The organism is Chitinophaga sp. H8 (assembly GCF_040567655.1).
In the GTDB taxonomy this organism is placed as follows: domain Bacteria; phylum Bacteroidota; class Bacteroidia; order Chitinophagales; family Chitinophagaceae; genus Chitinophaga; species Chitinophaga defluvii.
This window is the reverse complement of record NZ_JBEXAC010000001.1, coordinates 3,531,080-3,555,394: the sequence shown is the minus strand read 5'-3', so window position 1 is coordinate 3,555,394 and position 24,315 is coordinate 3,531,080. Positions and strand designations below refer to the sequence as shown.

Sequence of the window (24,315 nt, the reverse complement as noted above, 5' to 3'; positions counted from 1 at the left end):
ATGAAATTGAAAAGTATGCTTATGGCTGCATTTTACATACGGATACTCAAATTGTGCCCGGTGCTGTTATGCCTGTGTGCAGTAGTATATGCACAGGCACCGGTAACAGTAAAAGGAAAGGTACTTACCAGTGAAGATGCTACTCCTTTGCCTGGTGTATCCATTTTATTGCATGTTGCTGGTGGTAAGCCTTCGGCAATCGGAATGACGAATGAAAAAGGAGAGTTCCAGGTAAAGGTGCCTGCTAATGCCAGGCTCGAATTTCGCTTTATATCCTATGATGCTCAAACGGTAGCTGTGAATGGTAGAACAAGCCTGACAGTAAAAATGGTTTCTTCTGCCACCGCTTTAAAAGAAGCGGTAGTGGTAGGGTATCAGAAACGTTCAAAAGAAACTGTAACAGGGGCGGTAGCACGTATTACGGCAAACGATATTAAGGATGTTCCGGTTTCCAATATAGAGCAGTTAATGCAGGGGAAAGTAGCCGGGTTAAACATACAGAATACGACGGGCTCCCCTGGTTTTCGCGGATCGGCTACTATCCGTGGTATCTCCCAGGTAATGGTGCAGGGCTCCGGCCAGAATGCTTACCTTACACCGCAATCTCCTTTATATGTTATTGACGGGATACCGGTAGATGCAAATGCCGGCTTTGAATATGGTTTCCAGTCGCAGGGACCTGGTACCAGCCCTTTATCCATGATACCGCCGGAAGATGTAGAATCCATCGATGTTATGAAGGATGCAGAAGCTACTTCCTTATACGGATCTAAAGGAGCCAATGGGGTAATTGTGGTAACTACTAAGCGGGGTAATTCCAAAGTGCCGATTGTTCGCTATACCGGTAATTTGTTTATGAACATCCCGCCTTCTCTTCGCCCAACTATAGGTGGTATGGCGGAGAGAGATTATCGTACCCGTATGATCTGGGGAACAGATAACATAGACGAGATCCGCAAGATTTCTCTGACTCCCTTCTTGTCAGATAGTTTGAACCCTTTTTATAACAACTCTACCAACTGGCAGGAAATCTATTACCAGATGACCCAGAACCACTCGCATAACGTATCTGTGAGCGGTGGTGATCTGAAACTGAACTATAAAAGTAACCTCAACTATTACTCCGAGCGGGGAGTAATTAAGAATACCGGTTTTGACCGCTATTCATTAAGCCTGAATGTAAATTTCAATCCTACTAAAAAACTGCAGGTGTCCGGCTATCTTTCTGCGGGATTAGGTAAGAAGCTGAAAGGAAGTGGTAATGGTCTTACAGATGTGGGTGCAGGTAAAGCGATAGAATCCTCCCTGTTGCCAGGCCCTTCTTATTTTATTGGTGTAGGACAATTTTCCAATGCTATTTATAATAAGAATGATACCAAAACATACATGTCCAGTTTTTACCTGAATGCCATGTATGAGCTGGTACCACATGTACAGATTTCTACCAATACCAGTTTTGATTACACAGCAGATCTTGAGGACACCTTTAAGCCTGCGATGGCTAATTCCGGAATGCCTGCGGTGTACGGCTATACCGGTAAAAAGCAAAATCTTTACAACAGGTCGATGCTGATGTATTCCAATAGCTGGAAAGAAAAGCATAATGTATATGCTTCCGTGTTCTCGGAAGCTACAATGACCAAATCAGATAATAAAGTAATTGATCTGATCAATGGGCCCAACAATGTGTATTATGGTCCGTTGGGCTTTAACTCCTATTATTCAGGGCTGTCGGGAGTACCGCTGGCAGGAGGTTTTTCTGAAGTGCATTCCATCGGCTTTGCAGCAAACGTGCAGTATAACTACAACATGAAATATGTAGTGAACTTAAATTACCGCGCGGATGGTAACTCTTATGCAGGGCTGAAAAACCGGTGGGCAAAGAGCCCTTCTGTAGGCTTACGCTGGAACTTTAATAAGGAAAGCTGGTTGGAAGATTGGTCCTGGTTAGATTATGGTGATGTCCGTTTCAGCTATGGTGTAAACCTCCGGCCTGTTACCAATATTTATGCTTCCCAAGGCTGGTATGATGTAAAAGGGAACTATAACAATGTAACGAGAATATCCCCCCACCTGGGTAATATGCCCAATCCTTTTCTGAAGCCGGAAAGGGTACAGCAATATAACTACGGGTTTGATATGAGTGTTTTTAATGGCCGCTTGAGTGTGATTTTTGATGCCTATACCAAAACAACAGAGGATATGCTGTATGAGCGGAAGCTGGCTACCTCTACGGGCTTTGCCACTACCTATACCAATGAGGCTTCTATTTACAACTATGGATATGAGGCCACCTTTACGGTAAGACCACTACCGGCAAAATCCAAGATCAACTGGACATTCAGCTTTAACTGGGCTGTAAACAGGGATATATTACTCTCCTTACCCGCAGGTGCTGCGCAGGCATTGGCGGCAGATGGTACTATTATCAACCGGGTAGGCTATAGCGGATTGGCTAACTTCTTATATGTATCTGAAGGGGTGTATCGTTCAGATAATGATGTGCCTGTAGACCCGGTTACCGGATTACGTTACCGTTCAGGTAGTAATATTTATCGTGCAGGGGATATGAAGTTCAGGGATGTGAATGGCAACTATATTTCGGATGCTGCCGATCAGCAGGTAGCCGGCTCTCCCGTACCTAATATCACCGGTGGTTTTTCTTCTTTCTTTACCTGGAAGAACTACAGCCTCAATTTCAATGGTTCTATCCTCTTCAAAAGGGTATTGCTGAATGATGCATTGTCCGGGCGCCTGGCTAATCTCCGTAATCCTTATGAAGCCAAGACACTGGTTGACTTAAATGACCTGAACTACTGGAGAGGAAACGGTAATGTAGCGCAATACCCCAATCCATATAATTATCTCTCTGCCAATGGTTCTTATGACCGGTTCCAGACATTATTCCAGGAAGATGGCAGTTATATTAAGCTGAATGCGGTAACCGTAGGATATGCTTTTGACAGGAAACTGTTACAGCGTTATAGAATGAATGCATTGCGTTTGTACGCTACGGTAACCAATCTGTTTATGATTACCGGTTACTCCGGACCGAACCCGGAGGCAGTAACGGATCTGGGACGTGATTACCTGGATACTTATCCATTATCACGATCAGTAACATTGGGACTAAATATAGAATTTTAAAATGCAGAACTATGTTGCGTAAAGTATATATATCCTTTTTATTGACGGGCTTACTCTGCATAAGCAGTTGCAAAAGTTTTCTGGATGTAAAACCCATAGACCGGTTGAGTGACAACTCTTTCTGGAATACAAAGCAGGATGTGGAGTCTGCGGTAGCAGATACCTATGGTGCCATTTTTGACCTGATTACCAATGGCCCTTATAATTTTGCTAATGGAGATTTGCGTGCAGGGGAGGTAAGCTGGGATGGAGAACGTATTGTCTGTTTTGAGGCGGTAGGAGAGAATGATTTGGGAAATGCTACCCGCATGGGAAATCCCGAAAGGTATGTGATGTTGAAGCTGAGCGACTGGTATCCCTTCTTTCAGTCTATTGCTGCCTGTAATATTGATATTGAACGTATTCCCCAGGTGAAGGCTTTGTCTGCTGCTGATTCCAAGCAATACCTGGCTGAGGTACGTTTTGTAAGGGCATTTACTTATTTCTATATTTCCCGCCTTTATGGTGATGTGCCATTATATACCAAAGCATATGATAAAGACCCGCTGCCGCGTACACCTATGCTGAAAGTGCTGCAGTTTTGCCTGGAAGAATTGGAAGCGATTAAAGAAGATCTGCCCTGGCAATATGATGATCCGGCAAAATGGGGCGTGCGTGCAGCACGTGGTGCGGTCTACGCGCTGATTGCTAACGTGAATATGTGGATGGCCGGTTTTGATAAAGCAAATGAGCAGCAATACTGGAAAGCCACTGTAGAAGCAGTGCAGGAAGTAGTGAATTCCGGTAAGTTCGGATTGCTACCGATAGAAGATTTTCACACTCTTTTTAAAGGTCGTACAAAAGAAAGCTTGTTTGAGTTTTCTGTAAATGCCAATTATGGTGCTACCACCAAATATGTAACGCCAGGTCAATGGATGACGCATGAACCGGTGATTGTATACTCGTATTCCTGGGCATGGTTTAAAGGGGACTTTATGAAAAAACTGTTCCCACCGGATAAGGCTGACCGACGCCGCGATCTCTGGTTTTACCTGCCATACGCCAGCACTATACAAACCATGTTCCTGAAATATTCCAATGTAAGTGATCCTGTTAACTGGTTCTTCGATGATAATCTGATGATGTTCCGTTACGGTGGCCTGTTATTGTTGGGAGCAGAAGCGATGGCAGATATGGGAATGAATAACCAGGCTATTACGTTGCTCAACCTGGTACGTAAACGTGCAGGAGCTAAATTGTATGAAGCCTCTGATGGGGACCTGAAAGACTTTATTTTCTCTGAACTGCAACGGGAACTGGTAGGTGAAGGATCCCGCTGGTATGATCTGGTACGTACCGGACGGGTAATGGATCCTAACCAATGTGCCAACTCTCTTACACCAGAGCAGTTTAGTCGCGGGGCCTGGACCTGGCCTATTGACCCCAAAGCCAGAGTGAACAATCCGAATATCACATTAAATAGTTATTGGGCAAATTAAAATCAGGCAATGATGATGCACACAAGAAAATTTGTCAATTATTGTGGAGGTCTGCTATTGATAGCGCTCGTACTACTTTCCTGCCAAAAAGACTATTACAGGGATTCAGGCCTGCAAAAAGGGGTATATACTATTTCCAGCTATGAATTTTTGCAAACGCAACCTTTTTTCTTTGATACACTGGTACAGGTAATCAAGTTGGCAGGACTGGAAGGTGAGCTGCGTGATTCCACGAATACTTTTTATGCTCCAACGGATCATGCTATTCAAAAGGCGATGAATGTAATCCATGCCGTAAGGTATAATGATTTTAAGGATACACTGCGCCTGGAAGAAGTACCGGGAGAAGTATGGCGGAAATACCTTTCCCGCTATATCATCCGTGACAAATATATGCTGAAGGATATTACCCGGTATGATCCTTTACAAAGAAAACTATACGGGGGCATGAACATCGAATCACTGGATGGCTATATCATGCACCAGGGTGTGATATTCAGTGATTATAGCGGTACAAAGGATGTAGGACCACGTAAGTTGGTGTTTACCAGCATAGGAGACTTGGCATCTCCTTTTTATATGGAGTCGCAGGTGGCTACCTCCGATTTGCAGACAAAAAACGGTATTGTACATGTGCTGGATGATAATCATGTATGGGGGTTCAATGCCAGTGATTTTGCAGAAACAGTACAAGAGTATATTAAGTAAGTTTTTATCACGAAGTTTTTCAATTATCAATAAAGTATATGAAAGATTTATCCATACTGTTTTGTATTACTGTGCTTGCAACAGTCTGTGCCTGTAAAAAGGATAAGTATGTGGGTAAGGATCCGTATGAAGGAGCGAAGCCGCCACTGGAAATTGAATTGAGTAGTACAACTCCTTTACAGGGCACTGTAAAGGCAGGTGCCATTGTAACACTGACAGGAAAAGGGTTTATGAAGTATAAGGATAGCGGGATGGTGGTAAAGTTTAATGATATAGAAGGGCTGATCACCGGTGTTACAGATAATGGTATCCAGGTAAAAGTCCCCGAACTGGCTAGTAGTGGATTGGTAACACTCACTATTAAACGTCAGATTTTTGCAGGACCACAGGTAAGGATTAGTGGCCCTATATACATCGATTCTTTATTTCATTCAGTGCCTGGGGCTAATAATGGGATTACCTGTATTGAGTATGTTCCGGGTAATAAGTATATGATAGGCGGAAATTTTACGGATTATGATAATTCCGGCTTAAAAGATGGTGTGAAGGGATTGGCGAGGATTAATCCCGATGGGAGCCTGGACCAGTCTTTTGTAGTGGGTAAAGGTGTTGCAGGAACAGTAACCTCGTTAATAGTGCAGTCTAATGGAAAGTATGTAGTAGGAGGAAGCTTTGGTAATTATAATGAACGTTTTAAGCCTGGTTATATTTCCAATATTGTAAGGTTGAATATGAACGGCTCCATTGACAGCACTATCATTACCACGCAAACCGGCAAGAAGGATACAGTGCCTGCTTTGAATGCCTATTTTGATGGTCCTGTTACTAAAGTATTGCAAACTGCAGATAGTGGAAAGATTGTAGTGATAGGTTATTTCAGGCATTTTCTCCGGAAAGATTTTACGATTTCCACAGCAGATCATCTGCGGGATTCAGTAAAAATTGACAGTATCAGAATGGAGGGCATTGTAAGGCTGCACGAGGACGGTTCCTTTGATTCTTCTTTTAATTATAACCCTGTTACCAGGGGGAGTTTTTCGGGTGCCAATGGATTTATTATGAACGCTATTATGCAGGATGATGGCAAACTGATGATAGTGGGCGATTTTACAAAGTACCATGATAAACCGGCCAACCGTATTGCACGGCTGGATCAAAGAGGGCAGCTGGACAACAGTTTTAGTGCGGACATTGATAATACGGTGTATACTGTTGCAGCAATGCCTGGCAATAAATACCTGGTAGCAGGGCTATTCCTGAAAGTGAATGGAGGTACTGCCAGGAAAGTGGCGGTTTTAAATAGTACGGGAGCCATAGATAAGAGCTTCAGTGTAGGCGATGGTCCACTGGATGGCGCCAATGGTATTATATCCACAGCAGCCCGGCTAAAAAATGGTAAGATATTCTTAGCTGGTGGCTTCGACTTATTCTCTGGTATGAAGCGCAGTGGTACCGTAATATTGGATGAAGATGGAAAGGTGAGCCAGCAGTTCAATAACCTGGGACCAATATCCGGCGGTATTTCACAGCTGCTCAATATGCCCAATACTAATGCCACCCTTGTGGTTGGCTACTTTAACAAGTATGACCTGCAGTCATTTAACCGTATTGCCTTGCTGAGGTATTAATCAATCATCTAATTAATTTTTGTTGATGGCACTTATAAAATATTTGATACGATCCGCCCGGCATTTTGCTGTTATTGTTATGGGAGTGGCATTGGTATTGTTGCAGGCTTCCTGCTTCAAGGAGAAATTTCCGGTAGTCGGAGAGCCGGGGGATGTTGCGCCTGGGGATACTACTTCCGCGCCTGTTATTAAAAGTACAGGAAAAAAAGTATTGCTGATCGCTATTAATGGTTGCAGGGGAGATGTGATGCGGGATGCAGCGATTCCCAATATTAAAGGACTATTACCACATGCAGTATATAGCTTTGACGCACTTACACAGGCGCCTACATTAAGCGGACCAGGTTGGTCTTCTATGCTTACCGGTGTATGGGGGAGCAAACATGGTGTAACCAATGACGGGTTCACACCCAATAATCTTCTGCAATACCCCATGATCTATAAATACATTAAAACATTAAACCCTTCTTTACGTACGGTAGCTATTTGTGCTTCTCCGTTACTGAATGAACAGCTGATCACACATGCGGATGTAAAAGTGAATGCGGATAATAATGACATAGCAGTAAAAGATAGTGCTATTGGCCGCCTAAAGAATGATAATCCGGATATGATGGTGGTGAATTTTAATGGCCCGGAGAATGCAGGTAAGCAGTCCGGATATGATGCTGCTGTACCGGAATATATGAATGCCATTACTACGGCAGATGGATATGTAGGCGAAATGTTAACTGCATTAAACAGCCGTAGTAATATTGCCAATGAAGACTGGCTGGTGATTATTACTACAGATCATGGTGGTAATATAAATGGTCATGGTGGTGGTTCTTATGCGGAACAGAATATTTTTACTGTTTTTTACAACAAGAGCTTTTTGTCCAGAGAAGTAATCCCTCCGGCCAATACCCTGAAAACGGTAAAATATCAGAACTTAAAGGAATATGCCTATACAGATGCGGCTTCCCTTAATTTCGATGATTTTCGGCAGTTTACGGTCCAGTTTGAGGTACGTTCTCCGCAAATGGAAAACTATAACGGTCCGGTACTGATCGGTAATAAAGACTGGAATTCCGGGGGAAATGTAGGCTGGGTGATATATGCCAAGGGGCCTATCGTAGGTTTTAATGCAGGAGATGGAGCGGGCAACAGGTTTGATATTGATGCTACCGATGCACCGCACCTGGATGATAATCAGTGGCACCATGTAACACTGACGGTAGACAGGGGAGGAGATGTACGCCTGTGGCAGGATGGAAAATTGTATAAGTCGGCCAGTATGCTGCGCGTTACCAAGTTAAATCCAAATGTAAGGTTGAAACTGGTCATTGACGATGATATCACCGAAACCTTTGGTAGCCGGTGGGGAAATGCCGAGATCAGTATGACAAATATCCGGTTGTGGAAAACGATACTAAGTGATGAAACGATCAAAAATTACTCTTTGTGTGATACAGCTGTAACTACTGCACATCCCAATTATGCAGATCTGGTAGCCTGGTGGAAAGGCACTGATGGCAGTGGCACTGTCATCAAGGATTATGGTCCTAATCAAATGGATATGACGATAAAAGGTAACCCTTTATGGGAAGAACAGCAGATAGATCTTTGTAACAAACCGTTGCCGCCTACGGTACCTACAATGGTGGACATTGCGCCTGGTATATTGAGCTGGTTGAAGATAAATGTAGACGCAGGCTGGAAGATGGATGGTAGATCCTGGCTGCCGTAATGCCGGTGAAGCAGGAAGTATGATGACAATGGAATAAGTATTTATGACTAAAAAAAATAGAAGCATGAAGAAATGGTCTTTTCTTTTTACGGCAATGTTGGTAAGCGTTTCCTTGCTGGGGCAGGCCCGCAAGAAAAAGGTGGTATATATTATCGCTGATGGCATTCCGGCAGCTATCCTTGAAAAAGTAAATACACCTAACCTGGACGCGATTGCTAAACAGGGCACCTATGTACATGCTTATGTAGGTGGTGAAAAAGGTGGATATTCACAAACACCTACTATCTCGGCAGTGGGCTATAACAGTTTGCTGACAGGCACCTGGGTAAACAAGCACAATGTGCCGGACAATAGTATTACCGCGCCTAATTATAATTATGGTACCATTTTCCGCTTTTTTAAAACGGCTTATCCTGATAAAAAGATCGGTATTTTTTCATCCTGGCAGGATAACCGTACCAAGCTGATAGGAGAGGGATTACCGCAAACCGGTAATATTAAAATGGATATAGTAGCAGATGGGTATGAATTGGATCAGACTAATTTTCCTCAGGACAATGAGCGGCAGTTTATGCACCTGATAGATGAAAAAGTGAGCGTAGAAGCGGCTAACAGCATCCGGGAACAGGCGCCCGATCTTTCCTGGATATACCTAGAGTATACAGATGATATGGGACATCGTCATGGCTACAGCCCGCAATTTTATAAAGCTATTGAGTTGATGGACGTGCAGGTGGGCAGAGTATGGGAAGCTATCCAGTACAGAGAAAAAACGTTTAACGAAGAATGGATGATCGTGATCACTACGGATCATGGCCGTGACACCAATACCGGTAGCGGACATGGCGGACAGTCAGCGGGAGAGCGCAGCATCTGGATTACCACTAATGTAAAGCTGGATCCTTATTTCAAAACCAATGAACCAGGTATTGTGGATATTATGCCTACGATAGCGCGCTTTCTGAATGTGTCTATCCCTGAAGAAAATGCGCGTGAGATTGATGGAGTACCCTTAATAGGTAAAGTATCTCTCGTAACACCGCTGATGACACATGAAAATGGGAAACTGGATATTAAATGGACCCCTATTGAAAAGAAAGGAAAAGTGAAAGTATGGCTTACAACCACCAACAATTTTAAAACAGGAGGAAAGGATGTGTATACGTTAGTGAAAACTGCTACCCTGAAAGACGGACATGTTTCAGTTGATGTTAGTAAATATCCTTCCAATTTTTATAAAGTAGTATTGGAAGGACCTAATAACCGTGTAAACAGATGGTTAACCTTATAGACTTCCAGAGAAGCAGCAACAGTAACTTGGAGAATTATTAAAACGAAAAAGGCATGAGCAAAACATTGAAGTGTATAGTTATACAGACAGGCATTCTTATTGCATTATTAGGAGGTACCGGCTGTAAGGAAAAGCCGGTGACTGTGACTGCTAAAGCAGAAACAGCAGGATTATACCCTCACGGGCCATTGTGGGGCGCTTTATGGCAGCAACGCGCTGCAGAATACAAAGCCTTATGCTTTCAGGCATATTACACCGCTACTTTAAGCTTAAATGAGTTGCTGAAGCAACCGTCCAAAATGCCGAGGGCTATTGTGACAGATATCGATGAAACAGTACTGGATAACAGTCCGTATTACGTTCATCAGGCTTTAAATGGAGAAATGTATTCTGATGCTTCCTGGATGGAATGGACAGCACGGGTAGCATGTGATACGGTGCCAGGCGCTTTATCTTTTTTAAAGTACGCTGCTTCAAAGGGGGTAAAGGTATTTTATATTACCAACCGGCTGGAAGCAGAACGCAAGATAACATTGGAGAACCTGCAGAAATGGGGATTCCCCGATGCTGATGACGCTCATCTCACCTTGAAGCAAACCACATCAAGTAAAGATGAACGGCGTAATCTGGTAGCTGCAGGTCATAACATCATTATGCTGCTGGGAGATAATCTGGGAGATTTTGCTACTGCATTTGACAAGCAAACATATGAAAACAGGGACAGTCTGGTAGTAAATGGGGCCACACAGTTTGGTACCCGTTTTATTGTGCTGCCTAACCCTATGTATGGCGACTGGGAAGAAGTATTGTTTAAGTATGGTAAAGATCTTTCTGTAGCAGAAAAGAATGAGCAATTAAAAAAATGGGTAAAGAATTATTAGTTGTTAATCAGCTCATAAGCAGAGTTTTCATTTTTTAGCATAGTATTTGTATAAATGTTATAGTAAATACATTTATATGAAAACATTAGCACTTTTACCCTTGCTATTTCTTTGCATATGGAGTTCGGGCTGTAAAAAGGAGGAGGTGGTAGTGCCCCAGAATCTGAACCAGACCATTATTCAGGATGTTCAGACAGGTGCATGGACATTGAATACGGAAACAGGAACTTATATGGTAACGATTAAAATGCCGGAGATCGATAATGATGTGAATGATATTGATGGTATTATTGTTTCGGTAAGTGCTGGTGGAACGGGGGCTTATGAAGCTATTCCCAATGTGTATAATGGCGTTTCTTTCTCTTATACCCATCAGCCTGGGTCGCTTACATTGGAAGTGCAGGATGCAGATGGTGCAGGTGCTAGTAAACCAGGGTCTATGATCCGGGTGAAAATTGTGATAGTTCGCTCTAATTGATCAACATAGTTGTTTTAGTAAAGCCACTTGCGCTTGTTGTAATCGAGGATGTATTTCCACCTTACGATGCTGGCGCAGGTGGTTTTTTATTTCCAGGCGCCTAACATTCTTCTGATCACAATTATTTCTCCGGTGTGGTAGCTGGTATGATCTGCTATCAGCATAGCTTCCCGTAGTAAAGTCTGTCCGGAGCCCCAGGAAAAGGGAGTATAGAGGTCACTATCCGGTGCTTTTAATAATGCTATAAATGCTTTGAGGTCTTTATCAATCTGTGCAATACTGTCCTTCCACGCTGTTTTGTTGGGAGGTATTGCTTCGGCAGGCCAGTATCCTTCCGGCCATGTGGGAGATTCGTGTTGGGGATTATATGAGAACTCCAGTATATCCCATTGTGTAATGCGGATATGCTCCACAAGCTGCCAGATACTATATGGCATTCCTTCCGGTACTACCCCCTGTAGTTTTATGGGCAGGTCTTTTACAGCATCAGGGAATGTGGCATGGGCCTGGCCGCCATGCAGTAATTCCTGCAATGTTTTGATCAGTATCAGGTTATTGGCATTGGAAGAAGCAGGTGTTTTCATGTGTGTTTAAATGAAAGTAAAGAAAATGTTATCTAGGGTCAGCTACATTTCCAGAGGCAATCCACAAACCATCTTTTTTTATCAAAGAATTGTGCTATTGGCGTAAAACCTGTAATCGCGGCTAACCGATCCGTTTCTTCAAGACTGTATTTCTGAGAGATTTCCATGTAGATGGTTTCATTTTCCCTGAAATCAATAAAGGTATCCTCACCAATATTGACCCTTTGCTTAACCAGACTTACCAGATAACTTTTGCAGGCACCAGTACCTGGGTCATAAGTAGGATAATGATCAAAATTGTAAGTATTGAAATCTGCGCCCAGCTCACGGTTAATACGTTGTAACAGATTCAGGTTAAACGCTTTGGTAATACCCTGTTTGTCATTATAGGCATTAAGTATCTGCTGGGGATTTTTTTTCAGGTCAAAACCGGTTAACAGCAGGTCACCAGGTCGTAAGTAGTTGCGCAGCTGTTTACAAAATTGCCGGGCCGTTTCAATGGTAAAGTTACCAATATTAGCCCCCATGAACAGCACTACTTTATTTTTTTCTGATATCTCAGCAGCTTCCTGCAGCATGTCAAAGTATTCTCCATGCAGGCCGTGGAGCTGAAGATGGGGGAGCTTGACTGGTAGTTGTTTTTTTAATGTAGCGATCACATTCCCGGAAATATCGATAGGGAAGTAGGTAAAGTCAATAGCTGCCGCGATCAGTTGCTGCAGCAGGTGAAATGACTTAGTCGCATCTCCCGCACCCAGTTCTACCACATCAAAACCATTGGTATGTTTCTTTAAGGTATTTACGATAGTACTGGCTTGCTGTGTCAGGATTTCCATTTCACAGTTGGTAAGATAGTATTCCGGGCAATGCATGATTTGCTGGAACAGGAGATCGCCATGTGCATCATAAAAATACTTGGAGTCCAGGTATTTGGGGGATGCGGTGAGGCCCTGCAGCACATCTTTGTAAAAAGTATTGGATGTTTTTGCGTATGCACTGTGGTTACGTAGCGTGGTGATTACAGTGGTGGTATTCATCTTCGGTGGTTTTTAAGTTACCTGGCTAATCTGATTCCTGTAAATTGCCAGCGCAGGTGTGGATGAAAAAAATTACGGTAGCTGATACGGCTATGTCCCGGAGAAGTTACTTCGGAGGCGCCCCGGAGTACCATCTGATTGACCATAAATTTACCATTATATTCTCCAATAGCCCCTGGTGCTTTGATAAATCCCGGGTAGGGCAGATAGGCGCTTTCTGTCCATTCCCAGCGTGCCCCCCAATTAAATTGTGCTGCCGCGGCTTCCCATTCAAATTCGGTAGGCAGGCGCATTTCCTTCCAGGCTGCAAAAGCTGCCGCTTCATAGAAACTGATATGGCAAAGGATACCTTCCGGATCCAGTGGCTGCAGTCCCTGCCAGGTGTAGTGCATCCATTGCCCATTTACCTGGTACCAGTAGAGCGGGGCTGTTATCTGGTTGTTTTTTACCCAATCCCATCCTTCTGCATGCCAGTATCTAAAGTTACTATAACCACCTGCATGTATAAAAGCAGTGTATTCCTGGTTGGTCACCAGGACATTGCTGATAGTATAATGCTGCAGGTATACTTTATGCCTGCCTAATTCATTATCAAAACAAAACCCCTTATCATGATAGCCTATCTCATAAATCCCTTCTTTTACGGATAGCATGGCGGGAGTATCGGTGGCTGCCACTTGTGGAGCTGCTGTACTACTATATGCAGGAAATAACGGGTTGTGTCCGAGAATATATTTGATATCTGTATACAACAGCTCCTGATGTTGTTCTTCATGATTCAATCCCAGGATTACCAGTGCCATTATTTCTTCGGAAAGCGGCTGTCGCAGAAAACGCTCCATAGCAGCATCTACGTGTTCCCGGTAGCGCAATACATCTTCTACTGCCGGGCGGCTCAGGTTGCCCCTGTCGGTACGTATCACCCGGGCGCCTATTGTTTCATAGTAGCTGTTAAAAACAAAATTGTAGTCCGCATCGTAGATTGTATAATCCTTTGCATAAGGCTGTAGCAGGAAGGTTTCAAAAAACCAGGTGGTATGCCCCAGATGCCATTTGGGAGGGCTCACATCTACAACCGGCTGTACTACATAGTCCTCTGTTTTCAATGGTGCGCATATCTGTATGGTGCGTTGCCGTACTGTTTTAAAATCGTTTATCAGTTGCATAAGCTGGTGGTTATTGCTGCACTAAATAGTTTTTCAGATCAGAAATAGATTGAATTTTTAGGGCGTTCGCTTGTTCCCGCCGCATCATGAGCGCGTAGGTGTTATTAAATCCTACAGGCTTCAGCCATTTAATATGGTATTGTTGCATAAACGCTCTGCTTACATAGTCGTATACTGCCTGTTTATCCTTTATCAGAGCATCTATAACAGGTTGCGCTGTTTGGAGGATGACCATCAGTCCGGTGCCTGTATATTCAGGATACATATCAATCTGTTTATTGGTTAAAGCCTCAAAGCATATTTTGGTGCCGCCCAGTCCTGTTTTAGTAATGACCTGCAAATCCGTATTACCTTCCACCAGGAATTTGTACAAATTTGCCAGGATATAGCCATCTCCAAATATTTTTGCTCCTATTGTTACAGTACCTTTCTTCCCATTGCGGGCGGGCTTCCATAATTGTTTGTCAGTCAGGAATGCTTTCGCTACTGCTTGGGGGTTTTGCTTCAGCTCATCCACCTGATAATTCAGTTCCGTCATTATACTATCATTAATAATGCCGGACAGGCTATTTAGTACCGGTTCGAGTTCAGGATATTTATCCAGGGTTTCCTGAAGTACAATAGGTGCGGCATAATAGGGCGGGAAAATATTTTTATCATCCTGTAATACCAACAGGTCGAAGGCCCTTACACGACCATCCGTGCTACTGCCGCTGATAACATCCAGTTTCTTTTCGTAGGCCGCTTTGTACATAATGTTGTCATTGATTACCACGGTGCGGAGGTGGAGCCCATACACATTTTTCAGCCCGATATTGCCATCCTGCCGGCCCATAAATTCTGCCGTAAAGCCAGCTAGTAGTTTGGATCCATAAGCCTTGGGCAACAAATAAAAAGAGGAAAGCAATAACAGGATGGCAGGCATTGCCCATATGGCCGTGTTAAGTTTTTTGAGTTTCTGTTGCTGAAGTATACCCAGCAGCCAGTCGAACAGGATGGCCAGCAGCGCGGCGGGAATAGCGCCTGCGAGGATCATGTTGGTATTGTTGAGCGCGATCCCGCCAAAAATAAACTCGCCTAATCCGCCTGCTGCAATATAGGCTGCCAGCGTAGCTACGCCCACATTGATCACCGTTGCCGTGCGGATACCTGCAAGGATGACAGGCATTGCCAATGGTAGTTGTACTTTATACAATATTTGCTGCGGACTCATGCCCATGCCGGTAGCGGCTTCTATTACTGCGCTGCTGACCTCCCTGATGCCGGTATAGGTGTTGCGGATAATAGGTAATAATGCATAAAGGAATAATGCTACAATAGCAGGCCGGGGACCGATTCCCAATAAGGGGATCATAAACCCAAGGAGTGCAATGCTGGGAATAGTCTGAAGAATCCCGGCTACACTGAGTATGGTACCTGCCCATTGTTTTTTACGGGCAATAAGGATACCTAATGGTACGCCTATGAGCACAGCTATCAATAATGAAATAAAAGTGAGCCCGATATGTTCCAGCGTTTGCTCCAGCAGTTTGTCGGATTGTTGCTGTATAAATTCCCAGAATCCCGGTTGTGAAGACTGCATGCCCTTACTTATTTTTATACTGACTGAATGCAGCCATGAGTAATTGGTTATCGGCTTGTTTGTTTTCCTGGTGGTGTTGAATGATCAGTGGCTGACCATTGGAAGTCACTTCCAGCGCTTCCCAGCAGCTGGTGCTGGCAGAAAGTAGTTTTTCGCCGGTTTTAGAAGTCTTATTTTGCACAGGAAGATATGCCCATATGTCCTGGAGGGTAACCGTTTGCAATTCCAGCTGCAGGCGTTGTGAGCCAAAGAAAGTACTGACAAAATCATTGGCAGGTTTGAAGAGCAGTGCTGCCGGCGTGCCTATTTGCTGTATGCGTCCTTTGTTCAGCAGGCAGATACGGTCACCCAGTTCAAATGCTTCCTGTACATCATGGGTTACCATGATGATCGTTTTCTTTTGCAATTCATCCAGCGATTTAAATTCCTTGCGTACGTTGCTGCGGGTCACCGGGTCTAATGCACCAAAGGGTTCATCCATCAGCAGTACCGGAGGATCTGCTGCCAATGCGCGGGCCAGCCCTACACGTTGTTGCTGGCCGCCGCTAAGCTGGCGGGGATAGGCTTGCTGATATTCTGCCGGAGGCAGGTGTAGTTTCTGTAAAAGTGTGGTGGTGCGTGATTGGATGCGCTGCGTTTCCCATTTTAACAGCCGGGGAACGACCGCAATATTTTCTGCTACGGTATAATGGGGGAACAAGCCATTATCCTGCATCACATATCCGATTCCCCTGCGCAGGATTTCAGGTGATTGTTCTTTAATATTCCGGCCATTGACATAAATATTCCCGGAAGAAGGGGTAAGTAGAAGGTTGATCATACGCAGGGTAGTTGTTTTCCCGCAACCGCTGGTACCTAGCAGAACCAGCGTTTCTCCTGCCTCCACCTGGAAAGAAATATCTTCCACTGCCATCTTATCATTCCCGAAATATTTACTTACATGTTCAACTTTTATCATGCTATGATTTTATCACTCCTGTTATACCTTCATTTTCAACGGACCCTACTATTCCGGCAGGAGTGAGGAGAAAAATACTCATATTGTTGTGTGGTCATTTATCCAGCTTCATGAAAAGATTGTTAATTGATTCAGCATAAAGCGGATGCGCAAATACATTTTTTTTGAGTTGTTTGCAGGTGATATGGCCCTGCATGGCCATCTGTAGTACAGACATTACTTCTCCACCTTCTGATCCGAGTATAGCAGCACCTAACAGCTCATCTGTATCTGCATTTACCACTGCTTTCATACAACCTTGGGTTTGCCCCGTTTCAATAGCCCTGGCTACCTTGTCCATCGATATTAAAGCTACCTTAACAGCATAGCCCTTTTCCCTGGCTGCTTGTTCAGTAAGTCCGATACGGCCCAGTTGGGGATCGGTAAACATGCAATAAGGCACTGGCCTGTCTTTGATAGAAACACCTGCATGCTCCAGCAGGTTTTCAGATAAAATGATGTAGTCATTATAGGAAATATGTGTAAAAGCGGGGCCTCCTTTCACATCGCCCAGCGCATAGATGCCCGGCACATTTGTTTCCAACTGATCATTTACTCTAATATACCCTTTATCATCCATATCTACCCCTGTTTTATGTAATTGCAAAGCAGCCGTCTGCGGAGTACGTCCTGTAGCTACCAGGAGATGTGAAGCTGTGATGATGTTGATAGTATCATTGGTGGTAAATGTTATTTCCAGTGTATGGTCGGGGTGCTGTATGATTTTTTGAGCAGAGCTGTTGGTGTGAATGTGGATATCTTCCTGTTCCAGTATTTCTTTGACCGATTGGGCGATGTCTTCATCTTCGTGCAACAGGATGCGGGCACTTCTTTCGAGAATAGTTACCTGGCTGCCAAACCGTTTGAACATTTGCCCATATTCAAGACCAATATAATTACCTCCAAGGATGACCAGATGACGGGGTATTTCTTCCACATCCAGCAGGGTGGTGGAGGTATAGTAAGGCACATTTTTTAATCCTTCTACCGGGGGAATATTGGTGGTAGCGCCCACATTAAGGAAGATCTTATCTGCTGAAAGGGCTGCTGTACCTCCATCCCGCAAGTTAACAGTCAGCAATTTTTTACCTGAAAAGAACGCTTCCCCTTCTATGAGCGTGAGATTAGCGGTTTCCCGGAGGCTTTTTTCACTGCTTTCGCGGAATGATCGCACAATCTCATTTTTCCGGGCTACTATTTTTTTGATATCAACAGCAGCTGGTTGTGTAAACACACCGAGTGAGGCGCTGTTTTGAATGGTATAGGCTGCTTTGGCAGAGGCAATCATAGCCTTGGTAGGCGTACAGCCATCATTGATGCAGGTACCCCCAATAGCGCGTTTTTCTATTAAGGCAGTTTGCCATCCTGCTTTAGCCAGTTTTTTGGCCAGCGGTGTGCCTCCTTGTCCGGATCCGATAACAATGGCGTCGAATTGTTTCATGAGTTAAGCTGTTATTTGTACCCCTTTCCAGAATGCGATGTAATGCCTGATATTTCTATCTGTAGGTGACAAATATTGTACCGGGGGGCGTATGGTTGTATGAAAATTGTCGTATTTGCCCTCGGATATTGTCGTATTTGCGCCCGCTGCTGTGTACTAAATTGTGATAGTTTAGCTAAATGAGCCACGTTGCTTCCGGCAGTGGCTGTTAAACAGGATATCCTTATGACCAGGATCAACCGTCAGGTACCCCGATTGGTTGTTCGCGATGAACAACCCTATTTGTCCATACCCATCAAAGTATCACTCCGGGAATGGGGAAAAGCTACTGCATTAGTAGGAGAACTTATTGAATGGATGGAAGAAAATAATATTCCCTGGGCGGGACCTCCCTTCTTCCGTTATTGGGCAATAGGTAACCAGGATCAACCTTTCGATATCGAAGTGGGAATACCCGTTGAAACAGCACTGCCTGGAAATGGTCGTATCATTGCTGGCGTAATACCTGCAGGAACTTATGCTACCCTGATTCATACCGGTAATCCCGATGGTCTGGATCAATCTCTTGATATCCTGCAAATATGGGGCGCTACGCAAGGACTTAGCTGGAACAATCGTAAAACAGGCTTCACAGAGATCTGGGGCGCACGATTTGAATTCTATCTCACAGATCCTGCGGTACAACCTAATGTAGAACAGTGGTCTGTAGAATTAGCATATCAGATCAGAGAGGAGAGAGATTGAAGCTTGCCCTTTGATGGACAAGATTAATCTTTTTATTCCTTTACGGTACAATTAAAACATCATCGTAATTAGCCTGCATGAATTCGATAGCGTGCTTTCTATTCCTTTACGGTATAATTAAAACCCGTTTCATATTTATATTAAAATCCCCGTCTGTGGCTTGCTTGTATAAATAATAATAAGCTTTTTATCGTCGATTGGCAATTGTATAAAAAACACTGGGGAGCGACGATTCTATAATGTGATAGTAATTAATGTGTATGGCAATGACCATAATGTAGCAGATAATAAAATCCCTGGCCAATTACAGCCAGGGATGATAGGAGGGGTTAAATAATCTGATTTTCGTAATCAAAAGATTGCATCATGTCTATCAGTTTTTCAGTTGCTTTGTCCAACGCATCAGCTGATTCATTGTTTGTAACAATATAGCTGGAGCAAGGCAGTGTAATATAGAGATCAGTTCCTGCTGATTCATCCACAATAGGTTTGGCGCTAGGCCGTTCTCCATCATCAGTAAGTTTCGCTCTGATAGAACCGGCTATTTTATTGGCATTATCGCTGATAGATACGGCCAGTGTTTCCATTAAGCTGAATGTCCTGGCCTGGTTGGAGGTAATGCGCCAGTTGATGAGTGCATGTGCTAATGCGGGGATAACTTTATCCCGTTCTGCCTTGGGTAATACAAGACATTTACCAAAAGTAGTTTTAGATGCTACCCAGCCATTGGATTGTAGTTTTTCTATGACTTCTTTAGATAACTCTGGCTCATGCTGATTAAGAGAAACGCTGAATAACGTACGTAAATCGATAGCTACGTCATACACAAATAATCCACTGGTGCGTTGGTTGTCCGGTATCCAGTTTCTTCTGGGCAGTGTACGGTTATTCTCTGAAAGGAAAACGTCGATTTCTTCCTCGGTGAGTAAGGTATCACTGCCAGACATGCGTACATTTACCGGATGATGATCCGGTCGGTTACTTCTGTCAAAGGTGATATTCTCCTTGCTCATACGTGCTAAAAGAGGATGAATAGGCCGCAATGCAGAAATGGAAAGCGGACTCCTGCGCTTTAAGGTGATGCCATCTCCTGCACGCATCCAGCCACCTAAAAGCTGATCAAAATAAGAAGGGTCGCAAGGTGACCAGGGCTCCTTATTTTCCAGTTCTTTCCTGTCTTTCTTCACTACAATATTGTAGTTGAAAGTGACAGGGGCAGTTGGGATATTTAATAGAGAGGTAAAAGCATCCAATATAGATCGCTTTACCTGTTGACCACTGGAAAATGCTACCCATGTATTAAATTGTGGATCCCAATAAGATTTCTGGCCATCTTGTACACAGAAAACGGTATGTTCTGCTCTTTTTAATGCCCTCAGATAAATGTATGGTGTCATAAGAAATATTTAGTGATTAATTTTTGCGTATTGGAACCGGATAAGCGTGATAAAGTAGGAGAAATTATCAGCAGGCATTAAATGAACCGCTTTAGCCAATGCTTCAAAGCTGTCTTTATCTTCCACCTCTTTAAGAATGGGGATGAGATTTTCGATAAACACCTTTTTGTTGGTGGAACCTAATACGGTTTCAGAGCTACGGGAACGGCCCGTAGTTACTTTTTTGGCACCATCTTCATATTTTTTAAAGAGTTGCGCAGCTTGTAGGGAAGTATCCCAGAGTGTTTCATTTTTTAACATAGCAAGTAGCCAGATTTGATAAGTGTTAAAACTGATTATTTTGTCCTGATCTGCTTTTTTATAATTCGGCAGGCTGGTGTCCTTACCTCCGGGCATATATTCGCGCAATCCTTTTGGCTCAAGGGCTTTAATACCTATTACCCCCATGCGGCACGACTGTATAAATCCATAAGCACTACCCAGCAGACTTTCGATTTTATTATGATGGGCTATAAATTCTGCTTCATTAATTAACTTTTTGTACAACTCACTGGGATATCTGATGTTTGGAAGGGCAAATGGAATAAAGCCAATGGTAGTATTCATTTGCCCAAGATTATACACATATCCCATTAATTGGGGAAGTGCATACTGTGTAGCAATACCTATCAGTATACGTACCCAGCTGATAGTCCTTACTTCCATAATACCTTCTTTAGTAACGTCATAGATCCCGGGTGGAGGAGTCGGATCATCGGGAACATACGTGTAAGGATCATACCTGTGTGCCAGCCACTGTCCATTCCAGGTATTGATCTGATTACCTCTCAGTTTAGGATTTTGGTTCAAAGCAGCCCTATAGTATTCCCAACCCTCAAAAATGTGCAACAATATTTCAGCATTGTCAAAAAGAATAGACATGCCTCCCTGAATGCCTACACCAAGGCCACTGCCAATCCAGGAGGCATAAGTGTCGGTTTCATCCAGTGGTAGCTGCATATTTGTTATTTGCCCGGAGGTGGTAGCTGTTATATCCAGTGAAGGATAACCGATAGCAATACTGGCATCCGCTTTACCATTACCAATCTTTTGGGCTAATGTAGCCAGTTTGTCTTTTCGCTCATTTGCCGTTGGTGCAACACCTTTCTTTATTCCCTGCACAAAAGGAGAATTCGTTACCCATTGTGCGTATTTATCGTGATCAAAGAACAATGGGAAGTAGATAGTGTTGAAAAATTCTTTAGCTGAATAAGTGCTGTGGTGCTTTTGGTTATAAGCCAGTAAGAATTTCTTTCCTATGGATGAAGCTATCATATTGGATATTTAGTTTTAGAGCATACGTACTGTTACATCATATAGTGCTGTCCTGACCTGCTTCTTTATAAAGCCGATTTCGTTTGAATATGCATGATCCGGAATGATAAAGGGCCGGCTTCCTGCTTTAATCTGATCTAATTGATAGTAGGCAATGCTTTTGTAGCTTACAGGGATTTCCATTTCCATCCGCTCAATACCTGAGGCGCATTCATAAGCTTCTTTATCGCTTTGTAAAATACAGGTAACACTATCAATATCCAGCAATTCAAATAAAGCGGATTTAGGATGATGAGTTAAGCGTTTAATACACCATTTCCCATTTTTGAAGACGGTATTCATGTCAATATTTAAAGGCTGGATATCCGGATATACTTCGTCCAGCTTAGCTTGTAGCTCCAGTTCTTCCAGTATGGCATCATCCGGTAAGATATCATAGCTTTTTATGAGTGTTGCTAACCGATAAGGCAGGGCTTCATTTTCACTGGCAGGTGGCTCAAGTATATAGATATGGTTTAACTGCCCGATATTAGCCAGGGTACGCTTTCTGTTGATCCTGCCAAAACGCTGGATCATAGCATCTAAAGGAGCACACTCCGTAACCATTACATCAGAGCTGATGTCAAGACTGACCTCAACTACCTGGGTAGCAATTACAATACAGGCTCCTTTCTTTTCATTAAACCCGCTTTTAAGTAACTTTTCCAACTCACTCCTTCGTTTCCTTTTAAACCTGCTGTGGATAAGCATGATGGGAGTATCCGGATATTTTTCTGACAGGTGCTGGAACTGTTCCTGCGCACGTTCCACCTGGTTAAATACCAATAGGATTTTTTGTTTTTTGGCTATGGCGTCTTCTATTGTGGGAATGGCATCAGATATAGCAGCAGCTTTATGTATGATGTGCCGGTTAAATGTTTGAAGGATATTATCCGGCAACCTTACCTGATATACATTTTGAGGACCCAGCAATTGAAGAATGGTATTATACAATACGGTGGGCATGGTAGCGGTGCCTATGTGTATCCTGCATTTAAGAAATTGCAGGATCTCTATTATTTTCAGTACAATGGCTTGTGATACTTCTGCATAAGTATGTATTTCATCCAGTATTACATCACATCCCATAATATCTGTCATAATGGCTTCGTATCCTTTGGTCCCAAAAACCATCGCTGCCAGTTGATGAGGGGTAAGGACCTTAATTGCTGCACCCACGTGCCGCTGCAATATTTTTTCCGTGATGGTATTACCCTTAATGGTAATAGCCGAAGCCGCATGTAGCAGGCGGATATCTGCAGCAGTATTCTTCAGGTCCGCTTTAAAACGATGAAACATAGCGTTGATTGATGCCTGGAAGGGAAGGGTGTAAAATACCCGTCCTTTACAACGTCTCATCAGAAAGTCGGTTTTCCCGGCTCCCGTGGGTGCTGTTACTAATGTATGGGGCCTGGTATTATCAGCAGATATTTGAGAGAGGGGATATAATACGTTTTCCCGTTTGTAAAAAGATAAATCGGGGGTACTAAATAAGGATGCCACCAACGCAGGGGTGATTTGATCTATACCGGATGCCATGTGATCTGCGGCCAGTAATACGCCCTTCCAGATGGATGCATCCTGTATGGGAGGTTTGCAATACTCCACTGCATATAAATAACTTCTTTTTGCTTGTTCCAGCGTAATGGTTTGTGGTACATCCCATCCAAAATGTTGTAGTATTGCCAGTGCATCATGGCTCCATGTTTCAAAATCCAAGGCATGAAATTCAAAGTTGTCCGGATTGTTGATATGAAGGTCCAGAATGCCCTTATTGCCTGCATCCTGATAGGGAGATTTATGATGTGCTACGATCATTTGCACAATTACTTCCCAGTCGCGTTCAGGTACCAGAGAAAGAAAAAAGAGCGAGGCAATTTCATGACGGAATGATCTGTCGGTAGCCTGGGGGCGATAACTTTTCCTCAATCGCTTTTGAAAGAGGGGGCTTGCTTTGCCAATGTCATGCAGTATTGCGCCGATAGCAGCTAATCGGGTATCCATACCTAAATGTGCAGCTATTTTGCAAGCCACTACTTTAACTTCATAGAGATGCTGGCAAAGGGGAGTACTTCCTGCATCCTCTCCTTTTGCCCACAAGTGTTTATATGCTTCCATTTCTGGTATATACAGGGGTGTCTGTAATTTGTAACCAGCCATACATCGGCTCACTGTTAGCATATCTGTTATGACCAACAAGGAAGGATTGTTCCCTATGATCAAATATCAATTCAAAACCTGGTAGGGTATTGAAACTGGCTTCATCCATAGTGAGGATCTCTTCTGTTGGCAGCAGCAGGTCTTCATTGCGGCACAAACAAATATGTTGTACTGCTGATTTTCGGGCATCTTCCATTGTCTCAAATGCCAGCAATAGTAATGGATTGACCATAACACCTCTGGTCAGGATGGATTGAGGCCGGGTCATCGTTTTATGTGGTTTCTTGTATTCCCATCCACGTGTTTGCGTTCTTTCCTGCTGGGAAGAGATGGCTTCATAGGTAAGCCGGTACCGTAGTATTTTATCTACCTCCAGCTTTTGCCGGATGCCTTCGATCATGGAGGGTGTTAAAAATTGCTGGCTGAATGTTTCACTATCCCGTACGGCGGTCCATGGTTTAATAAACCCGAATGGACCGGTATATTGTACTATATAATAGATCATATGCGGAGT

General features: G+C 43.5%; 19 protein-coding genes. 9 read left to right on the top strand and 10 right to left on the bottom strand.

Translation table 11 applies throughout. The features are described 5' to 3' along the window. The first annotated feature begins 21 nt into the window (after positions 1-21). The 8 genes from ABR189_RS13560 (at position 22) to ABR189_RS13525 (ending at position 11,340) form a co-directional block, all read left to right on the top strand. Positions 22-3,147 (top strand): SusC/RagA family TonB-linked outer membrane protein, encoded by a 3,126-nt coding sequence (locus tag ABR189_RS13560; protein WP_354661044.1) that lies wholly within the window; start codon positions 22-24, stop codon positions 3,145-3,147. 11 nt (positions 3,148-3,158) lie between these two features. Continuing rightward, positions 3,159-4,625 (top strand): RagB/SusD family nutrient uptake outer membrane protein, encoded by a 1,467-nt coding sequence (locus tag ABR189_RS13555; protein WP_354661043.1) that lies wholly within the window; start codon positions 3,159-3,161, stop codon positions 4,623-4,625. A 9-nt stretch (positions 4,626-4,634) separates the two neighbouring features. Continuing rightward, positions 4,635-5,333, top strand: coding sequence for a fasciclin domain-containing protein (locus tag ABR189_RS13550; RefSeq protein ID WP_354661042.1), 699 nt, complete (start codon positions 4,635-4,637; stop codon positions 5,331-5,333). A 38-nt stretch (positions 5,334-5,371) separates the two neighbouring features. Then, positions 5,372-6,961, top strand: a complete 1,590-nt coding sequence (locus ABR189_RS13545; protein ID WP_354661041.1) for a DUF5008 domain-containing protein — start codon at positions 5,372-5,374, stop codon at positions 6,959-6,961. A 25-nt stretch (positions 6,962-6,986) separates the two neighbouring features. After that, on the top strand, positions 6,987-8,690 hold the full coding sequence (locus tag ABR189_RS13540) for an alkaline phosphatase family protein (RefSeq protein WP_354661040.1): 1,704 nt from the start codon (positions 6,987-6,989) through the stop codon (positions 8,688-8,690). A 64-nt stretch (positions 8,691-8,754) separates the two neighbouring features. Further along, a complete protein-coding gene (locus tag ABR189_RS13535) occupies positions 8,755-9,981 on the top strand; it encodes an alkaline phosphatase family protein (protein WP_354661039.1) in 1,227 nt (408 codons plus the stop codon). 53 nt (positions 9,982-10,034) lie between these two features. After that, positions 10,035-10,862, top strand: coding sequence for a 5'-nucleotidase, lipoprotein e(P4) family (locus tag ABR189_RS13530; RefSeq protein ID WP_354661038.1), 828 nt, complete (start codon positions 10,035-10,037; stop codon positions 10,860-10,862). A gap of 76 nt (positions 10,863-10,938) precedes the next feature. Next, positions 10,939-11,340 (top strand): hypothetical protein, encoded by a 402-nt coding sequence (locus tag ABR189_RS13525; RefSeq protein ID WP_354661037.1) that lies wholly within the window; start codon positions 10,939-10,941, stop codon positions 11,338-11,340. 86 nt (positions 11,341-11,426) lie between these two features. Here ABR189_RS13525 and ABR189_RS13520 read toward each other — a convergent pair whose 3' ends face one another. From ABR189_RS13520 to ABR189_RS13495, 6 genes are all read right to left on the bottom strand, one after another. Next, positions 11,427-11,924, bottom strand: coding sequence for a DinB family protein (locus tag ABR189_RS13520; protein WP_354661036.1), 498 nt, complete (start codon positions 11,922-11,924; stop codon positions 11,427-11,429). A 38-nt stretch (positions 11,925-11,962) separates the two neighbouring features. Beyond that, complete coding sequence (locus tag ABR189_RS13515; RefSeq protein ID WP_354661035.1) at positions 11,963-12,961, bottom strand: L-histidine N(alpha)-methyltransferase; 999 nt, start codon at positions 12,959-12,961, stop codon at positions 11,963-11,965. A gap of 17 nt (positions 12,962-12,978) precedes the next feature. Continuing rightward, positions 12,979-14,127 carry an ergothioneine biosynthesis protein EgtB gene (gene egtB / locus ABR189_RS13510; RefSeq protein WP_354661034.1) on the bottom strand — a complete coding sequence of 383 codons (1,149 nt, stop codon included), beginning with the start codon at positions 14,125-14,127 and terminating at the stop codon, positions 12,979-12,981. A gap of 10 nt (positions 14,128-14,137) precedes the next feature. After that, a complete protein-coding gene (locus ABR189_RS13505) occupies positions 14,138-15,709 on the bottom strand; it encodes an ABC transporter permease/substrate-binding protein (RefSeq protein WP_354661033.1) in 1,572 nt (523 codons plus the stop codon). Positions 15,710-15,713: 4 nt separating this feature from the next. Further along, positions 15,714-16,667, bottom strand: a complete 954-nt coding sequence (locus tag ABR189_RS13500) for an ABC transporter ATP-binding protein (RefSeq protein ID WP_354661032.1) — start codon at positions 16,665-16,667, stop codon at positions 15,714-15,716. Between the two features lie 94 nt (positions 16,668-16,761). After that, the gene (locus ABR189_RS13495; protein WP_354661031.1) at positions 16,762-18,147 is read right to left on the bottom strand and encodes a mercuric reductase; all 1,386 of its coding nucleotides are present in this window, start codon (positions 18,145-18,147) and stop codon (positions 16,762-16,764) included. Positions 18,148-18,372: 225 nt separating this feature from the next. On the opposite strand from ABR189_RS13495, the gene ABR189_RS13490 reads away from it, so the two are divergent. Next, positions 18,373-18,891, top strand: a complete 519-nt coding sequence (locus ABR189_RS13490) for a GyrI-like domain-containing protein (RefSeq protein WP_354661030.1) — start codon at positions 18,373-18,375, stop codon at positions 18,889-18,891. 329 nt (positions 18,892-19,220) lie between these two features. Here ABR189_RS13490 and ABR189_RS13485 read toward each other — a convergent pair whose 3' ends face one another. From ABR189_RS13485 to ABR189_RS13470, 4 genes are read right to left on the bottom strand one after another with little or no spacing between them, the layout of a single operon-like run. Continuing rightward, on the bottom strand, positions 19,221-20,288 hold the full coding sequence (locus tag ABR189_RS13485) for a hypothetical protein (RefSeq protein ID WP_354661029.1): 1,068 nt from the start codon (positions 20,286-20,288) through the stop codon (positions 19,221-19,223). Between the two features lie 9 nt (positions 20,289-20,297). After that, the gene (locus tag ABR189_RS13480; RefSeq protein WP_354661028.1) at positions 20,298-21,602 is read right to left on the bottom strand and encodes a hypothetical protein; all 1,305 of its coding nucleotides are present in this window, start codon (positions 21,600-21,602) and stop codon (positions 20,298-20,300) included. 15 nt (positions 21,603-21,617) lie between these two features. Next, positions 21,618-23,759 (bottom strand): CRISPR-associated helicase Cas3', encoded by a 2,142-nt coding sequence (cas3, locus tag ABR189_RS13475; protein WP_354661027.1) that lies wholly within the window; start codon positions 23,757-23,759, stop codon positions 21,618-21,620. Continuing rightward, complete coding sequence (locus ABR189_RS13470) at positions 23,746-24,306, bottom strand: hypothetical protein (RefSeq protein ID WP_354661026.1); 561 nt, start codon at positions 24,304-24,306, stop codon at positions 23,746-23,748. The genes cas3 and ABR189_RS13470 overlap by 14 nt, the downstream gene beginning before the upstream one ends. Positions 24,307-24,315: the final 9 nt, after the last annotated feature.

Bases quoted from the DNA above. Each gene is read 5' to 3' on its own strand.
- ABR189_RS13560 (WP_354661044.1), top strand. From the start codon at position 22: ATGGCTGCATTTTACATACGGATACTCAAATTGTGCCCGGTGCTGTTA.
- ABR189_RS13555 (WP_354661043.1), top strand. From the start codon at position 3,159: ATGTTGCGTAAAGTATATATATCCTTTTTATTGACGGGCTTACTCTGC.
- ABR189_RS13550 (WP_354661042.1), top strand. From the start codon at position 4,635: ATGATGATGCACACAAGAAAATTTGTCAATTATTGTGGAGGTCTGCTA.
- ABR189_RS13545 (WP_354661041.1), top strand. From the start codon at position 5,372: ATGAAAGATTTATCCATACTGTTTTGTATTACTGTGCTTGCAACAGTC.
- ABR189_RS13540 (WP_354661040.1), top strand. From the start codon at position 6,987: ATGGCACTTATAAAATATTTGATACGATCCGCCCGGCATTTTGCTGTT.
- ABR189_RS13535 (WP_354661039.1), top strand. From the start codon at position 8,755: ATGAAGAAATGGTCTTTTCTTTTTACGGCAATGTTGGTAAGCGTTTCC.
- ABR189_RS13530 (WP_354661038.1), top strand. From the start codon at position 10,035: ATGAGCAAAACATTGAAGTGTATAGTTATACAGACAGGCATTCTTATT.
- ABR189_RS13525 (WP_354661037.1), top strand. From the start codon at position 10,939: ATGAAAACATTAGCACTTTTACCCTTGCTATTTCTTTGCATATGGAGT.
- ABR189_RS13520 (WP_354661036.1), bottom strand. From the start codon at position 11,924: ATGAAAACACCTGCTTCTTCCAATGCCAATAACCTGATACTGATCAAA.
- ABR189_RS13515 (WP_354661035.1), bottom strand. From the start codon at position 12,961: ATGAATACCACCACTGTAATCACCACGCTACGTAACCACAGTGCATAC.
- egtB (WP_354661034.1), bottom strand. From the start codon at position 14,127: ATGCAACTGATAAACGATTTTAAAACAGTACGGCAACGCACCATACAG.
- ABR189_RS13505 (WP_354661033.1), bottom strand. From the start codon at position 15,709: ATGCAGTCTTCACAACCGGGATTCTGGGAATTTATACAGCAACAATCC.
- ABR189_RS13500 (WP_354661032.1), bottom strand. From the start codon at position 16,667: ATGATAAAAGTTGAACATGTAAGTAAATATTTCGGGAATGATAAGATG.
- ABR189_RS13495 (WP_354661031.1), bottom strand. From the start codon at position 18,147: ATGAAACAATTCGACGCCATTGTTATCGGATCCGGACAAGGAGGCACA.
- ABR189_RS13490 (WP_354661030.1), top strand. From the start codon at position 18,373: ATGACCAGGATCAACCGTCAGGTACCCCGATTGGTTGTTCGCGATGAA.
- ABR189_RS13485 (WP_354661029.1), bottom strand. From the start codon at position 20,288: ATGACACCATACATTTATCTGAGGGCATTAAAAAGAGCAGAACATACC.
- ABR189_RS13480 (WP_354661028.1), bottom strand. From the start codon at position 21,602: ATGATAGCTTCATCCATAGGAAAGAAATTCTTACTGGCTTATAACCAA.
- cas3 (WP_354661027.1), bottom strand. From the start codon at position 23,759: ATGGAAGCATATAAACACTTGTGGGCAAAAGGAGAGGATGCAGGAAGT.
- ABR189_RS13470 (WP_354661026.1), bottom strand. From the start codon at position 24,306: ATGATCTATTATATAGTACAATATACCGGTCCATTCGGGTTTATTAAA.